The following is a 15,374-nucleotide window of genomic DNA, read 5'->3' on the forward strand; positions in this document are numbered from 1 at the left end:
CCCTACTCCGTCCACGTGATCTGCACCGTCTGCTCGGTCCACCCGCGCTGGGTGAGCGCCCGTCCCGGCGGCAGCGGCCGGGTGATGATCCTGGTCACCGGCGTCGGTGTCTTCAACCCGCCGCTGAGCGTCAGCACGGTGGTGTCCGCGCGGTCCAGCTTCTTGGTGACCTCGTCCAGCTGCGCCGGATGCCGCCCCGCGAGGACCAGGTGGAACCCGGTCTTGTCCGCATCGGTCAGCAGTGGCGCCAGCTGGTGCCGTGATGTCGTCGACAGCAGGTCGTAGTCGTCGATCACCAGGTACAGGTCGGGACCTTTCCAGCCGTGCTCGGCGGTGCGGCGCAGTTCCAGGGACTGCCGGATCTCGGCCAGGACCGTCTCGAGCTTGCCGGGATCCCGGATGTACTCCAGCAACATCCCTTCGCAGTAGGCGTTGAACCAGGTCCGCCGGTAGTCCACGCCGACCACCCTGGCTTGCTCCGGGCTCTTCAGCGCCACCAGCCCGCGCAGGAAGGTCTTGATCAACGTGCTGCGCCCGCTCCCCGGATCGCCGAAGCAGGCCAGGTGCCGGGTGTCCAGGGTGAAGGTCAGCCCGGAACCCTCCACCAGGCCGAGCTTGTGGCTGCGGTCATCGCCGGTCAGCTCGGCGTAGACCACCTGGTAAGGCAACGCGGTCAGCCGCTGCACGGGATGCGGCCAGGCCGCGGCGATCTCCGGCGCCAGGTCCCGGCCGGCGTACCGCGGTTCGGCGATGGCGAAGATCTGGCCCGTGCCGGTCCGGCCGCGCATCGGCCCCAGCCGCGGCGCCCGGCCGGGCAGCGGCGAACTGTCCGGATCGTCCAGCATCAGCTCCAGCCGGTGCCGGAACGCGCCGTGCAGCCGGGGTTCCAGGTCCGCCCACCGGTGCAGGCCGAGCACCACGTGCACCCCCACCGCCTGACCGCGCAGCACCAGCCGCAGCAGCAGGTGGGCCAGCTCCGGGTGCAGCTCGGGGTCGGGCCAGCCGTGCACGATCACCCCGATCTCGGTGGGCTCATCGGTCTCGGCGCGTTGTTCGGGGGTCGGGCAGCGGTGGTACAGCTGCTCGCGGTGCTTGATCAGTTCGGCCAGCTCGGCCCTGGTCTTGTCCCGCAGGCTGTCGTCCGCCCCACTGACCGCGACCCGCACGTGCGGCAACCCACCCAGCCCGGTCAGCGCACTGCCGTTGAAGTCGAGCAGGTAGAGCCGCAGCTCGCGCGGAGTCCGGTGCAACGTCATGCCCAGGGCGAAGGATCGCAGCACCCTGGGCACGCCCAGCCGCTCCGCCCCCACCACCAGCACCTGCCCGAACTGCACCGGGACCTGGAACGAGCGCCCGCGCTCCGGGCCCAGCAACTCGCCGACGAGCACGCTGCTCCGGCTGGCCAGGTCGGCCTGCAGACCACGGTCCTCGGTCTGCACCAGCGAGGTCAGGTCGCCGAAGTCGATCTCTTTCGGCGGGGCGAACCACTGCCCGGCGGGCGGCGGCATCCCGGCCACCAGCGCGGTCGGCTCCGGCGGCGCGGCCGGGGTGAACGGCACCGGTTCCCGGCCCGGCACCCGCAACTCGGCCCCGTGATCACCGCTGGCCAGCTCGAAACCGAAGTAGCCGTCCAGTTCCGCGGGCAGGTCCGCCAGGCGGTCCTCGGCCACCAGCAGGTGGATGCCGTGGTCCCGCCAGGCCGCGCAGTGCGTGCGCAGCAGTTCGGTCAGCTCCGGCCCCTCCCGGTGGATCAGGCTGAGCCGGTGCACCAGCACGACCAGCGGCAGCAGCACCGGCAGCTCCGGCCGGTAGTGCCGGGCCCGGTCGTAGTCGTGCAGGGTGCGCATGCCGTGCTCGCGCAACAACCGCCTGCGGGTGGCGCTGGTCGCGGCCAGCGCCTCGATCAGGTGCGAACGGCCGTGGGCCAGGGCGTGATCGGCCAGGTGCGGGGCCCGGTAGTAGGGCTCGAAAAGGTGCTCGTCCGCACCGTCGACCAGCACGAGTTGCAGCGTGTCCGGGGCGTGCGTGCCGATCAGCCCGCCCAGCAGCGTGTGCAGCAGGTCGAGCCGGACCGCGGCCGAGATCCCGGTCAGCAGACCGTGCGCGCCGATCCCGCCCAGCGACGGCGGTTTCAGATCCACCTCGACCGGCTGACCGTCCACAGTGGACCCAACAGTCACCCGCAACCGCTGTGCCGCCGGTCGCGCCTGCCACCCGCTCAACCCCGGATCCCCCCGTGCTCATCGATCATCTCCGCCGCCCATCCTGACGTACTCCGCCCCTCCGCTGGAGCCAGTCGGGCGCAGTCGCTGGTCGAATGGCTACCGCCGTCCGGGGGCGCACGCATCGGTCGCCCTGTGGATGGCGGAGACGCGGATTCAGCGTCAGACTGTCACCAACATCCCCCGTATCCGCCATTCGGGGGCTGGAACCAGGCTCGACCGTGTGAAATGGCGGAGGCCCCCTTGACGCAGAAGCTCGACACTCGCACCCGCATCGACGCCGACTGGGTCCGCGCGGCGCTGACCAGGGGCTGGGGTCCGGAGTGGGCCCGGGTCCCACTCAACCCCCTCACCGACTGGCTGGGCCGGACCACTGGCGATTCCTGGCTGGTGCACGCCCGCAGCCACCCGCATGTGCTCAAGATCCGGCTGGATCCGGCTGAGCAGGTGGCCCCGGCGATGTATCCCTTACGGCAGAAGGTGATGGCGCACTGCCGACGGCACGGTGTGCCCGCACCCAACCCGGTGACCGCCGCCGACGGCGGCACCGTCACCTGGCGGGACGACCTGGCCTGCGAGCTGACCCCCATGCTCAAGGGCGCGGTGCCCAACCACGCAGGCCAGGACCAGATCGTCGCGGTGGTCCGGGCCGGTTTGCGGCTGCGCGCCAGCCTGGACGAGATCCCGGCGCACCTGGTCACCGCGCTGGCCGCGGTGATCCGGCCCGAGCCCGCGGACTGGCGGCGCGCGGTGGAGCAGGCCAGGAGCGAACTGCTGCCGGTGGCCGCGCATCGCACCGACGACTGGGGCCGGGCCTGCGCGGCCATGCTGCGCGGCGTGGTGGCCGCCGAGGGCCTGATGGCCGCCATCCGCCCGCGCCAGGTGGCCGCGGCGGTGCACGGCAGCCTGTGCGCCAAGCAGTTCGTGCTCTCCGGCGGCCGCGACCCGCAGGTGCTGGGCCTGCTCGACTTCGGCGCCCTGCACGCCGGCGACCCGCTGCTCGACCTGGCCGCGCTGGCCGACACCGCCGCCAGGGTCCGGGTCGGCGAGACCGCCCAGCGCCGCGCCCTGGCCCAGTTCCTGGACTGCGCGGTGCGCAACAACCTCCTGGCCGAGGGTCAGGAGCAACTGCTGATGCCGCTGCTGCTGACCAGGACCGTGCCGCCGCTGATCGAGGTGATCCGCGAGGTCCTGCTGGACGGCCGCCGCGGCCCCGGCCTGGTCGAGCAGTTCGACCTGTACGACCCGATGCACAAGACCCATGTGCACCGCCTGCTCACCGGACCGGGCTGGTGACTCAGACCCGCTCCAGCACCACCACCGGAATCCGCCGCGAGGTCCGGGTCTGGTACTGGTCGTAGTCCGGCCAGGCCTCGGTCATCACCGGCCACAACCGCGCCCGCTCCGCCTCGTCGGCGGTCCGCGCCCGCGCGGTGAACCGGTCCCCGGCCACCTGCACCTGGACCTCCGGCCGCGCCTGGAGGTTCAGGTACCACGCCGGATGCGTTGGCGCCCCGCCCTGGGCGGCCACCACCACGTAGTCCGCCCCGAACCGCTGGTAGATCAGCGCCGTCCGTCGCGGCTCCCCACTGCGCCGCCCGGTGGTGGTCAGCAGCAACGTGGTGGTGCCGTTCCACTCATGCCCCTGGACGCCGTCGGAGGAGACGTACCGGTCGATGTGCTCCCGGACCCACCCCGTCGGGCTGTCGATCGGCTCCGCGCTCACCCTCGGCTCCTTCTGACTCACTGGGCGCCGTGACTCATCGGGCGTCCTCGCCGTGGATCAACGCCAGCGGGGCCGTGGAAAGTCCGCACGACACCCGCCCGGCCCTGCGCGGACCGGACGGGTGCGCCGAGAACGGGGTGCGTCAGTACAGGTTGATGGCGCGGAGCTGGTACAGCGCCTGGGCCATCCGGTTGTACTGGCCGTTGGTGAAGCGGACCCGGCACGCGTCGTTGCTGTAGTCCATCATGTTGTCGATCGGATCGTTTCCCGCGGCAGAACAGGTGTTCCGGCCGGTAGGGCACCCGCTCGCCGCGGTCGCCTCCGGCGCCGTGTCATCGACGTAGTCACCGCCGGTGCAGCCGCCCTGGAAGGTGTGCAGCAGCCCCACCCAGTGACCGACCTCGTGCACCATGATCTTGCCGGTGTTGAAGCCGGTGGCGCGACCGCCCGGCAGGTAGTTGTAGTCCATCACGATGCCGTCGTCCTGGGCACGGGTCCGGTAGTCCCAGGGGAAGGTGGCCCAGCCGGCCAGGTTGTGGCTCGGGTTGGTCCCGACCGAGTAGATGTTGAGCGTGCGCACGCCACCGGTGCGGTACTGCGTCTTGAGCTGGGCCTCCACCGCGTTGTCGTCAGCCACGCCGTGCAGCACGGCGTGGCTGACCGGAATACGCCGGACTTTCTGCACCTGGAACGACAGCCGGACCTGCTGGAAGAAGGAGTTCATCACGTTGATCGTCTGCGTGATAACCGAGTCCGGGTAATTGCCGTCGGCCGGATTGTTCTGATCGTAGAGAACATTCCAGTAAACCGGGACGGTGAACGCGCCGGAGGTTGACCTCGGCGCCGGGTTGGTGCGGATGCGCTGCTGGAGGTCCCGTTCCACGGCGGCGGCCTCGTCGAGAGTGAGCACGTTGGGGTCATCCGGCGCGACGACCGCGGATTCCGATGCGGCCCGAACCACGCAGTCCTGGCCGACATCCGCGCTGGCCAGCGGGCCTGCCGGTAGTGCGAGACAGGTCACCAGCAACCCGGACAAAGCCACGCCGCGCCCGAGCTTCCTGAACATACCCACGACATCCCCTTTCCCGCAGGATTCATGACCGTGCACACCAACAGTGATCGGGGTGACACCCGCGGTCACTCCCCTGATGGCATGAGAATCCGTCACCAAAGAGGGATATCGGGCCGCCCGAATATTTCACGCGATAATGAATCGCGGCTCCCATTGGTATTGCATGCCAGGTGAATCCGATGGGAAATTACCCAGAGTTCTGATGGAAGCCGGTCAGTCGGAAATGCTCGCGCCCAGTCCGCGTACCAAGAACTCGACCACCGAGTCCAGGTAGCCCTCCTCCTGCAGCGCCCGCCGAAGCACCACCGCTTCAACGCCGTCTGCTCCGCACCCCGTTCGAACCGAACTCTGACCACGATCAACCAGTCGGTGAGTCCCGTAGTCGGCAGTGCCGGGCAAACGGCCGAGCTTCGCCGGGCGATCGGGTGGAAGGTCTACGAACCGGTAACGACGGTCACGCCCGTTCCCGAATGATGAAGCGGACAGCGGTACGGAGGGAGGAGCAGTGCGATGGAACTGCCCGGCCCGGTGTCACCCTCAGCAACCACAGACCGGCAGGTCAGCCTGGATGGGCGGTATTTGTCGCGGCACCCCTTCGGGCCACATGCAGTAGAGGTGAAATGCCGTACTTTCGGCTCTGAACTCGGTGACGCCACCCTGGGAGGCCGAGATGCCGTGTGTGCCCGACCAGCTGGTCGGCCTGGGGAATCCCGGTGGAGAGCCGGGCGATGAAGTCGGTAGCGGACGATGGCCATGATCGACGGACGTCAGATCCAGCCACCGACAACCGGATGTCCGGACCAGTCCATGGCACGGTCATCCAGGCGAACAGCATTGGCGGCCTTGTGATCACTGCCCAGGCGCCGGTCTTCGCGCCACCGAGGCAACTACCGCCGGGACCACATGGGTTCGTCAACCGGGAACCCGAGTTGCGGCGACTTTCCGACTTGCTCCTCGGCGGCGATCGGGATCGTCCCGGCGTCGTGGTGGTCAGTGGCATGGGCGGGGTCGGCAAAACCGCGGTCGGCCTGCACTGGGCACGACGGCACAGTGCCGAATTCGCTGGCGGACAGCTCTACGCCGACCTGGCCGCCTACCGGCAGCGGGGGAGCGTCGAGGTCAGCGATGTGCTCGGTGCCTTCATCCGGGCAATGGGCGTGCACGATGACTACATCCCGGCCGACCTCGCGGAACGTGCCGCGTTGTTCCGCACCCGAACCGCCGCTTCGCCCATGCTGGTGCTGCTGGACAACGTCGATCAGGCTGCCCAGGTGCGGCCGCTGCTGCCCGGTTCGGCAGCGAGTGCGGTGATCGTGACCAGCCGCAGCAGGCTCAGCGGTCTGTTGATGGACGGCGCGACACTGCTGGAAATCCCGCCGCTGGGTCACGAAGACGCCTCAGCGCTGGTTGTGCACATGTTGCCCGCGGCCCGCGCGCACACCGAAACCGTGGCGCTGCGCGAACTGGCGCGGCAGTGCGGCGGGTTGCCGCTCGCGCTGCGCATTGCTGGCGCGCGACTGGCGCAACGCCCGCGTTGGCCGGTTGATCGACTAGTGCGTGAACTGGCCGACGAACGCTTCCGGCTCAGTCGGCTCGCCATGACCGAAGACCACCAGGTGGAACTCGTGTTTGACGCGGTGTACCTGGATCTGCCGGAGCCGATTCGCCGCGGCTATCGGCGGCTGGCTTTGTTGCCTGGTCTTGATTTTGACCTGCCGGCGGTGGCGGTCGCTTTCGGGGTGACCGAGGAGGTGGCCGCGGAACTTCTCGCCATCCTGCGTGAGTCGAACCTGGTCGAGGAACGTGGCCTCGAACGCTATCGGCTGCACGATCTGGTGCTGCTGCACGCGCGACGATGGCTGGAACGTGAGGAATCAGTGGACGAGGTCGCCACCGGTCAGCGTGCGGTGATTTCCTGGTACCTGACCGGAGCCGCAGCCGCAGATCGCGCCGTGTTGGGAAAAAATCGCTGGCGCTGCGCAGAAATCGACGTGAGCCGGTGGCCGATCTCGTTTAGCCCTGCCTCGGCGATGACCTGGTTCGAGCTGGAACGTAGCAATCTGCTCGGCGCCTGTCGCATCGCGGCAAGACGGCTCTGGCATGAACACGTCTGGCAGCTATGTGAAGCGCTGTGGGCGCTCTACGACAGCCACAAGCACTACGCGGATTGGATCGAGACGCATCAGCTCGGCGTTATCGCCGCGCAGGAATGCGAAGATCAGACGGTCGAAGTGCGGATGCGCAACCAGCTCGCCCGGGCTTACCTGGGGCTGAGCGATTTTGACCGGGCCGGAGCGGAGCTGGAACGGGCCTGGGCGGTCGCCCGCGACGCCGAGGACCCACGGACTAGGGCGGTCGTCACCGAGTCGCGCGGCCTGTTGTACCGCGATGAAGGGAGTTACGGCCGGGCCGGCAAGGAGTTCCGCGCCGCTCGGCGGATCTATCAGAAGATCGGCGAACTCCGGGGCGCTGCTATCCAGGCGTATCACCTCGGCGATGTGGTGGCCCGCAGTGGACGGGCGGCCCAAGCAGTACCACTGTTGCTCGATGCGTTGCGTGACAGTCAGGAACTCGGCGACGACATGCTGGCGGCCCGAGTTCGCGTTGTCCTGGGCAGTGCCTACGGAAAACTGCGCCGCACCGCGGAGGCGCGAAGCGCGCTCATCCAGGCGGTGGCCGTAACCAGAGATCGCGCTCAGCCGATCAAGGAGGCGCTGGCGCTGGAGACACTGGTCGAGGTCGCCGAACAGGACACGGACCCGAAGCTGTTCGAGAGTTCGGCGCGGCGACTTGCCGAGTTGTACCAGGAAACCGGGAGCCCGAGGCTGGCCGTTGTCCGCGACTGGCTGGTTCGGGGCACCCGGGCGAGCGACTGAGTGTGGTGAGGTCAGAACGAGCGCCGCGGCTAGCTGAGCAGCCGGACCTCAATGGCCTCCTCAGCCATGCCACCCCACCGGACACCCAGCTTCAGCGCCGGGTGGCAGCTGCGGTTCGACCGGCGCCAAGCGTAGACCGCGGCGGCGGCGATCAGCGGCGTCGCGTTCACCTCGAACAGCCAGCCGGCGCCGGCGAACAGGCGCACGATGCTGCCGCCGGCGGTGGCCGCGGCCATCACCATGCATGCCCGGTGGTGCGGGCTGTTCGTCCAGTGCATCGCCGCAGACCGCGGCTGCGGTGTTTCCCGCACTACGATCTCGGCTTGTTGCCGGAAGTGCCTGTCGACCACCTCGTCCGAGATCACCAAGAAGGAGTCGTCACCACCCTCGAACCACCGGTGCTGGCCGACTGCAGCGGGATACCGTTCGAGCACGATGCGACCGGTGGTCGCGGTTGCTTCGTAGAGCCCGGCGGTCATCCGGTAGGCAGAGATACCCGGAGTGGGCAACGGCACCGGGTCAGGGACCGGGTGGTCGCGGAGGCGTTCGCTCTGCGGCGCCAGGTCCAGCATGCCGTAGAGGGCCTTCCACAGCGTCTGCCGGGCTCGGCCGCGATTGCCGATGATGTGGTCGGCGATTTCCTGCGCTGCGGACACATTGGCGGGTGGCACCCCCGTCTCCACCTGTGTGCGCACGTCACCGGCCAGGTCGAGCGGTATCCGGACATCAAACAGGGCAAAGTTCGGCGAACGTGGATCCGCCTCGGCCCGGTTGCCGCCCACCGCGAGGAAGCGGATGCCCAGCGCGGCGGCGTAGACCGACACCGAACCGTGGTCGCCGACCACCAGATCCGCCGCGGCCAGGGCTCCGCGCCAGCCCGCATGCCCCGGGATGAGCAGCAGTCCAGCGTCGAGCGCATTCCGGAACCTGGTCTTGATCGCAAGCTCGCCGTACTTCCGCCACACGTTGTGGTGCAGGACCATCGCGACCCGGTACTCGTCCGATGGCAGTTGGGCGAGCAGCTTGCTCGCCACCTCGGGCTCGGTGGCCTCCGCGCAGTTCTCGCCCCAGGTCGAGGAGATCAGCACCAGTTGCTGCCGTTCCTGCACCCCCAGCCACCGGCGGATCCATTCCCTACGAACCCTGTTGTTCTCGATCGTGTCCAGAGTCGGGTCACCGATCACCACGGCCCGGTCGACAGCCATCGGGCAGGCCGAGGCCAGCCGTCCGATCTGTTCTTCATGCGACAGGAAGATTCTGGCGGGCACTACGCGGTCGCCCAAGGTGAGTTCCCGCTGCGACAGCCCCACGGCTTCGACGCGGTTGCCAGTCCGGGTCGGCAGGATCCGGGCGAAGCCGGCGCCGTGGGACACCACTGCCACCGGTCCGTTGAACGCGGCGAGACCAGTGCCGCAGTGCGCCGCCAGCACCAGGTCGTAGCGAGCCTGGACGGCCTCTTCATAGCTGATCACCTTGAGGCCCTGGGCTTCGAGCGCGGCAGCCAGTCCGGAGGCGTGATCCGAGCCGGGCTCGATGACCGCGTGCAAGGTGATCCGGTGGTCGTTGTCGAAGATCGGCAGGATGTCGATCATCCGATCCAGCGTGGTGTGGGTGCGGAACACGCACAGCACCCACCGCGTGTCAGGCCGGCCACCGCCTTGCCCTCTCGTGGATCTTCGCCGTGTCCCCACCTGATCACCCGACTAGAAGAGTTGAAGCGCTGGGGCGCTTGGTGCCAGTCAGCGTAGTTGCGTTACGATTGCCACCTTCTGGCTAGAAGTCTAGAGGCTGGGGGGCAAAATGGGAACATGCGTACAGCGGACTAGCTATCTGCTACCTAGCAGATCGGTCCGTGTCAGACCTTGGGAGACGAGACATGACAGCAGGCGGCAGCCCTGTCGCTTACCAGCGGCGGCTCCGGAGCGAGCTACGCCGGGCGCGTGAGGCGGCGGGGGTGACTCAGAAGGCGGTGGCCGAGGGGCTCGATTGGTCCCCGAGCAAGGTCATCCGGATTGAGACCGGAGCGGTTGGCATCTCGACGACCGACCTCAAGGCGCTGCTTGCCTTCTATGAGGTGAAGGACGAGGCGGTCGTTGAGTTGGTCGAGATCGCCAAGGCGAGCCGGAAGCAGGTGTGGTGGGACAAGCATCGACCACATTTCCGGCCAGCCTTCTTTTTCTTGATCGGACTGGAGTCGTCGGCTTCGGTGACGCGACAATTTCAGTCGCTGCTGGTTCCTGGGTTGCTGCAGATCGAAGAGTACGCGCGTGAGATCATCGGCCTTTATGATCGGGACAATCCTGATATTATTGAGCGTGCTGTCCGGGTTCGCATGGAGCGTCAGGAACGTTTCTTCGAGAACGGGGCAAGGATCTTCTATGTATTGGATGAGGCGGTCTTGCGCCGCGCCGTCGGCGGAAAGGAGGTTATGCGGAAGCAGCTGCTGAAGCTCAAGGAGATGAATCGCCTTCCTCAGGTCAGAATCCAGGTTGTCGGGTTCGACAAGGGTGCGCACGTCGGCATGAAGGGGTCCTTCATCGTCTACGAGTTCGATGAGGAGGGTCAGGATCATGCCATCTATCTGGAATCCTCCAGTGGGGACACGCTGATCATTCAGAACAACCCGGAAGAAAACAGTAAGTATGTCGAACTGTTCGTCGAGTTGGAAACCCTTGCTTCTGCTGAGGGAGAGCTGGATGAGATCATCGACAGGGTGATCGCGGAGTCTTTCTCTTAGTGCTGACGATCATGGCTCCAAGGGCGTGCCGGCATGCGCCGAGGAGTTGTTGCTGGCCGATTGGGGTAGCGAATTGTCCCGAACGGCCTATTGTTGGCGTGGTTTCTCCCTCGGTCGGCGGTAGGGGGCTTCGTGCGGAGTGGTTACCATCGAAAACGGTGATCGGGTCCGGACCTGCTGTCCGCGATCGTTCGAGGGGGGCAGAGTGGATCGGCGAACATCAGCACGGGTTGTCGAGGATGATCCTGCTGGCCTGGTCTGGATAAAAAGTTCGCGGAGCCCGGATGGCCACGGGCAGTGTGTCGAGGTGGCCGCCGGAGACGACATCGTCCACGTGCGCACCTCGCGTAACCGCGGTGGCGCCCGATTGACGTTCTCCGCTGACAGCTGGTCCTCGTTCTTGGGTAGTGTGGTGGCCGGGCGGATCCCAGAGTGCGGTCGGGGTGGGGTTCGCCCGGATCAGCCGCGCTGACTCGTACCCAGTCCGCGCAGCAAGAAATCGACCACGGCTTCCAGGTAGCCCTCCTCCTGGGGTGCTCGTCGCGCCACTAGTCGCCAGAACACCGGCGCCGCGATCAGGTCCAGGGCCAGTTCCAGATCGGTGTCCGCGGGTAGTTCGCCGCGTTCGATCGCCCGCCGCAGCACCACCGCGCCCCTGGCCCGCCTGGGTTCGCCGAGCAGTTCGGCCATGGCCGCGCCCAGTTCCGGGCGGCGGGCCGATTCGGCGATCAGGTCCGGCACGATCCGGGCGAAGCGCGGGTGGGTCAGCCAGTCCCGGACCGCGTTCAGTGCGGCCAGCAGGTCACCGCGCAGCGAGCCCGTGTCCGGGGTGGCGGCCATCGGCACGCTCAGTTCGGCGACCACCGCCAGCACCATGTCCTGCTTGGCGGGCCAGCGCCGGTACAGCGCGCTCTTGCCCACCCCGGCGCGCTTGGCCACCGCCTCCATGGACAGCCGGCCGTAACCGGCCTCGGCCAGCTCGTCCAGGGCCGCCTCGGTGATCGCGGCGGTGACCTGGGGCTGGAGCACGGCGGCGCCGGTGGGGGTGCGACGGGGGATCATGGACGGAACGGTACCGTCCCGGCTATATTGACGTCGGGACGGGACCGTTCCGTCCAATCTGAGGAGTGAGCATGCGAACACCACGGCAGACCTTCGCGCACGCGCTGGAGTTGTTGCTGGCCAAGGACATGGCCGCCTTCGTCAAGCTCTGGGCGCCGGAGGGGATCATGGAGTTCCCGTTCGCCGCGCCGGGCGCGCCGCGCCGGATCGAGGGGCGGGACCGGGTGTGGGAGTACCTGCGGGACTACCCGGAGATCCTGGACATCCGGGAGTTCCCGAGCGTCCGGGTGCACGAGACCACCGACCCGGAGGTGCTGGTCGTGGAGCTGGAGGCGGCCGGGTTCGTGGTGGCCAGCGGCCTGCCCTACCGGCTCGGCTATGTCGCGGTGCTGACCATCCGCGACGGCGAGATCCACACCTACCGCGACTACTGGAGCCCGGCCGCGCTGGCCGGACTGCTCGACGGCGCGGTGACCCTGCCCGGGAGCGCCCGTGGCTGAGCCGATCCTGGTCACCGGCGCCACCGGGACCACCGGTAGCAGGCTGGTCCGGCGGCTGCTCGCGGCCGGGCTCCAGGTGCGCGCGGCCAGCCGGAATCCCAGTGCCGCCAACCAGGTTCGCTTCGACTGGGCCGATCCGGGCACGCACGCCGCCGCGGTCGCCGGCGTGCGGCGGATGTACCTGGTCGCGCCGCCGGGCGTGGCCGAGCCGCTGCCGCTGGTGACGGAGTTCCTGCGCACCGCACTGGCCGCGGGGCTGGCACGGGTGGTGCTGCTCAGCTCCTCCGCGGTGCCCGAGGGCGCGCCGGCGCTGGGGGAGTTGCACGCGCTGGTGCGCCGCGAGTGTCCGGAGTGGACAGTGCTGCGGCCGTCCTGGTTCATGCAGAACTTCCTCGGTGATCACCCGCTTGCCGTGGGGTTGCGCGAAAAGGGTGAACTGGTCAGCGCGACCGGCGCCGGGCGGGTGGGCTTCATCGACGCCGGGGACATCGCCGCGGTGGCCGAGCACGCGCTGCTGGCCGAGCAGGCGCTGAACACCGAACTGGTGCTCACCGGGCCGGAAGCGCTCAGCTACGCCGACGCGGCCGCGATCTGGACCGAACTCGGCGTGCCGGCCCGGCACCACGCGGTCTCGGTGACCGAACTCACCCAGCGTCACATCGCCGCTGGTTACCCGCCGGACTTCGCCGCCCTGCTGGCCGGACTGGACGAGGGCATCCGGCAGGGCTCGGAGGACCGGGTCACCGACACCGTGCGGCGGCTGACCGGACGCCAGCCCTGCTCCCTTCGCGCGGTGCTGCTGGGCGCGACGGCCGGACAGGTACCGGCAAACGGGTGACGCGGAGTGGTAAAAAGCTTGCGGACGGTAATAGTTGCCGGGTGTGAAGCCAGCCGATCAGGAACGGACCGTAGCTAGCCGACTCCGGGCTGGCGTCGGTAGGCTTCCCAGTCGCCGTGCCTTGCACTCCCGACGTGCACGTGGACCCCCGACTACCGCGCACAAACAGGCCAGCAACCATGACACTGCCACTCCCGGAAGACCTCCCGGCGCCGCGGCGCCCGGTGTCAGCTCATCAGGGCGGCTCCCCAGCCGATAATCCTCGTGAGCGGGAGAAACTTGCCAGGAAGTGGGCGTACCTGGTCAGCACCACCGCCTACATCCCGCTCTCCCACCCCGAGGTGGAGCAGCGATTGCAGGCCCTGGTGGACATCCTGGTCGGCACCGTGCGGGCCGAGCCCTTCCTCCCCGCGCCTGCCGCACCGGTCGGCGCGGAGCTGGTCGCGCTCAACTGCGTCGGGCCGGAGAGCCTGGAGCGCAGTGTCGACGTGCTCGGCCGGGCCCTGCTCGCGCTGCCCAGCCTGCGCCGGGTCAACAAGCTCACCGACCGCGTGGTGATGGTGCTGGCCGCGCTCACCTCTGGCTACCTGGAGGCGTTCCGCGCCTTCATCTTCCAGCAGCAGGAGGCGCTGAACCGGGCGCTGTTCAAGGCGGCCAACGACGCCGAGCGGCAGCGCAAGGACAGCGACGCCCGGCTGGAGGAGGTCTTCCGCTGCTCGGCCAGCGGCATCGCCATCACCGACCTGGACGGCGCCTTCCTCAAGACCAACACCGCCGTGCACGAGCTGCTGGGCTACACCGCGGAGGAACTCACCGAGCTGACCCTGTTCGACCTGGTCGCGCCGGATGAGCGGGCCTCGCTGCGCAACGCCTGCGCCGATCTGCGCGCCGGCCGGGTGGACCGGCTCCGGCAGCAGCGGAAACGCATGCTGCACAAGGAGGAGGAGCCGCTGTGGGCGCTGCTGAGCGTCTCGCTGCAGCCCAGTGCGGGCCAGGAGCCGGGCAGGCTCGTCACCGTGATCGCGGACGACACCCAGGTCACCGCGCTGCAGAAGACGCTGAACCGGCAGTCGCTGCACGACATGGTGACCACGCTGCCCAACCGCCAGTACTTCAGCACCGCGGCCGAGACCATGCTGCGCCGGGCCGACCCGGCCACCGGCGTCACCCTGTACCACCTCGACCTGGACGCCTTCGCCGCGATCAACAACGGCTACGGCGCCGAGGTCGGCGACCGGCTGCTGCGGATCGTGGCCGATCGGCTGCTCACCATCTTCGAGGGCGAGGAGACGATCATCGCCCGCCTCGGCGGCGACGAGTTCGCGGTGCTGGTGCGCAACTCGGCGAACACCCCGAAGGTGCTCACCATGGTGCGGCGGATCGACGAGGAGCTGTCCGAACCGGTCTACCTCAACGACACCACCGGCGTCGCCGTCTCGGCCACCATCGGCGTGGTGCACCAGCCGCGCCCCGGCATCAGCGCGATCGACCTGATGCGCACGGCGGATCTGACCCTGCGCCGGGTCAAGCGCACCGGCCACCGCCAGTGGGCCATGTTCGACCAGGGCAAGGACTGCGCCGACCGGGACGACTTCCGCATCGCCGGCGCGATGGCTGGCGCCTGGGAGAACGGCGAGGTCCAGCTCCGCCACCGCCCCGTGGTCCGCCTGGCCGACCAGGAACTACTCGGCCTGGAAGCCCTATTGCACTGGGACAGCCCCGAATTCGGCCCGCTCGACCACGACCGCTGCCGGGCCCTGGCCGAGTCCACCGGCCTGATCGTGCCGCTGGGTTCCTGGCTGCTGCAGGCCGCCGCCGAACGCAACCGCCGCCGGGTGCAGCGCTCCGGCCGGGAACAACCGCTGCTGGTCAGCCTCACCCCGACCCAGGTCGTCGAACCCGACTTCACCTGCGTGGTGCAACAGGTGGTCAACGACACCGGCCTGCCCAGCGAACAACTCCGTCTCGGCATCCCGGTGGCCGCCCTGGCCTCACCCATGGCTGTGGACAACCTCACCGATCTGGCCGACTCCGGCGTCCGCATCACCCTGGACGATTTCGGCTCGGCCACCGGCGAGATCGAGTACCTGGAAGACCTGCCGGTCAGCGCGGTCCGGGTGTCCCGCTCCCTGGTCGCCCGCCAGGCGGCCCAGCCCGCCTCGCTGACCAGCAAGGCCCTGCGCGAACTGGTCGCCACCGCTCAGCTGGCCGGCGCCACGGTGCTGGTCGACGGCGTGCACACGCAGACCCAGGCGGACTGGTGGCGCGCGGTCGGCGCCGAATCAGCCACCGGTGACCTCTTCACCGCCGACCTGGCCGCCGACCCCACGGACTGACCACC

12 protein-coding genes are annotated in these 15,374 nt (G+C 68.7%); 7 read left to right on the forward strand and 5 right to left on the reverse strand.

What is annotated here, in order from left to right; genetic code table 11:
- Window positions 1-2: 2 nt before the first annotated feature.
- Complete coding sequence (locus tag MZC64_RS39825) at window positions 3-2,222, reverse strand: FtsK/SpoIIIE domain-containing protein (protein WP_247764134.1); 2,220 nt, start codon at window positions 2,220-2,222, stop codon at window positions 3-5.
- A gap of 243 nt (window positions 2,223-2,465) precedes the next feature.
- On the opposite strand from MZC64_RS39825, the gene MZC64_RS39830 reads away from it, so the two are divergent.
- Window positions 2,466-3,518: a phosphotransferase gene (locus MZC64_RS39830; RefSeq protein ID WP_247764133.1), complete on the forward strand. Its 1,053-nt coding sequence runs from the start codon at window positions 2,466-2,468 to the stop codon at window positions 3,516-3,518.
- Window position 3,519: 1 nt separating this feature from the next.
- Here MZC64_RS39830 and MZC64_RS39835 read toward each other — a convergent pair whose 3' ends face one another.
- Together MZC64_RS39835 and MZC64_RS39840 are read right to left on the reverse strand one after the other, a co-directional pair.
- The gene (locus MZC64_RS39835) at window positions 3,520-3,948 is read right to left on the reverse strand and encodes a nitroreductase family deazaflavin-dependent oxidoreductase (protein WP_247764132.1); all 429 of its coding nucleotides are present in this window, start codon (window positions 3,946-3,948) and stop codon (window positions 3,520-3,522) included.
- A gap of 142 nt (window positions 3,949-4,090) precedes the next feature.
- The gene (locus MZC64_RS39840; RefSeq protein ID WP_247764270.1) at window positions 4,091-5,014 is read right to left on the reverse strand and encodes a zinc metalloprotease; all 924 of its coding nucleotides are present in this window, start codon (window positions 5,012-5,014) and stop codon (window positions 4,091-4,093) included.
- Between the two features lie 734 nt (window positions 5,015-5,748).
- Here MZC64_RS39840 and MZC64_RS39845 point away from each other — a divergent pair.
- Entirely contained in the window at window positions 5,749-7,896 is a 2,148-nt protein-coding gene (locus tag MZC64_RS39845) for a tetratricopeptide repeat protein (protein ID WP_247764131.1), read from the forward strand.
- Window positions 7,897-7,925: 29 nt separating this feature from the next.
- Here MZC64_RS39845 and MZC64_RS39850 read toward each other — a convergent pair whose 3' ends face one another.
- Window positions 7,926-9,488 carry a hypothetical protein gene (locus tag MZC64_RS39850; RefSeq protein WP_247764130.1) on the reverse strand — a complete coding sequence of 521 codons (1,563 nt, stop codon included), beginning with the start codon at window positions 9,486-9,488 and terminating at the stop codon, window positions 7,926-7,928.
- A gap of 284 nt (window positions 9,489-9,772) precedes the next feature.
- On the opposite strand from MZC64_RS39850, the gene MZC64_RS39855 reads away from it, so the two are divergent.
- Window positions 9,773-10,633 (forward strand): helix-turn-helix transcriptional regulator, encoded by an 861-nt coding sequence (locus MZC64_RS39855; protein WP_247764129.1) that lies wholly within the window; start codon window positions 9,773-9,775, stop codon window positions 10,631-10,633.
- A gap of 205 nt (window positions 10,634-10,838) precedes the next feature.
- Window positions 10,839-11,105, forward strand: a complete 267-nt coding sequence (locus tag MZC64_RS49225) for a DUF397 domain-containing protein (RefSeq protein ID WP_374205853.1) — start codon at window positions 10,839-10,841, stop codon at window positions 11,103-11,105.
- On the opposite strand, the gene MZC64_RS39860 is transcribed toward MZC64_RS49225, so the two are convergent.
- On the reverse strand, window positions 11,093-11,695 hold the full coding sequence (locus MZC64_RS39860; RefSeq protein WP_247764128.1) for a TetR/AcrR family transcriptional regulator: 603 nt from the start codon (window positions 11,693-11,695) through the stop codon (window positions 11,093-11,095). The two genes, MZC64_RS49225 and MZC64_RS39860, sit on opposite strands and share 13 nt — an antisense overlap.
- A gap of 71 nt (window positions 11,696-11,766) precedes the next feature.
- Between MZC64_RS39860 and MZC64_RS39865 the strand changes: the two genes are divergently transcribed.
- The 3 genes from MZC64_RS39865 to MZC64_RS39875 all read left to right on the forward strand — a co-directional run bounded on the left by MZC64_RS39865 (window position 11,767) and on the right by MZC64_RS39875 (window position 15,369).
- Window positions 11,767-12,195, forward strand: coding sequence for a nuclear transport factor 2 family protein (locus tag MZC64_RS39865; protein WP_247764127.1), 429 nt, complete (start codon window positions 11,767-11,769; stop codon window positions 12,193-12,195).
- Window positions 12,188-13,033, forward strand: coding sequence for an NAD(P)H-binding protein (locus MZC64_RS39870; protein WP_247764126.1), 846 nt, complete (start codon window positions 12,188-12,190; stop codon window positions 13,031-13,033). Before MZC64_RS39865 ends, MZC64_RS39870 begins: the two co-directional genes overlap by 8 nt.
- Before the next feature lie 179 nt (window positions 13,034-13,212).
- A complete protein-coding gene (locus tag MZC64_RS39875) occupies window positions 13,213-15,369 on the forward strand; it encodes a bifunctional diguanylate cyclase/phosphodiesterase (protein ID WP_247764125.1) in 2,157 nt (718 codons plus the stop codon).
- Window positions 15,370-15,374: the final 5 nt, after the last annotated feature.

It is taken from the genome of Crossiella sp. S99.2 (assembly GCF_023094165.1).
GTDB lineage: Bacteria > Actinomycetota > Actinomycetes > Mycobacteriales > Pseudonocardiaceae > Crossiella.

What these genes read in the sequence shown, in the direction of transcription:
- MZC64_RS39865 (WP_247764127.1), top strand. Translation starts at nt 11,767, where the DNA reads ATGCGAACACCACGGCAGACCTTCGCGCACGCGCTGGAGTTGTTGCTG.
- MZC64_RS39850 (WP_247764130.1), bottom strand. Translation starts at nt 9,488, where the DNA reads ATGATCGACATCCTGCCGATCTTCGACAACGACCACCGGATCACCTTG.
- MZC64_RS39845 (WP_247764131.1), top strand. Translation starts at nt 5,749, where the DNA reads ATGAAGTCGGTAGCGGACGATGGCCATGATCGACGGACGTCAGATCCA.
- MZC64_RS39840 (WP_247764270.1), bottom strand. Translation starts at nt 5,014, where the DNA reads ATGTTCAGGAAGCTCGGGCGCGGCGTGGCTTTGTCCGGGTTGCTGGTG.
- MZC64_RS39860 (WP_247764128.1), bottom strand. Translation starts at nt 11,695, where the DNA reads ATGATCCCCCGTCGCACCCCCACCGGCGCCGCCGTGCTCCAGCCCCAG.
- MZC64_RS39875 (WP_247764125.1), top strand. Translation starts at nt 13,213, where the DNA reads ATGACACTGCCACTCCCGGAAGACCTCCCGGCGCCGCGGCGCCCGGTG.
- MZC64_RS39855 (WP_247764129.1), top strand. Translation starts at nt 9,773, where the DNA reads ATGACAGCAGGCGGCAGCCCTGTCGCTTACCAGCGGCGGCTCCGGAGC.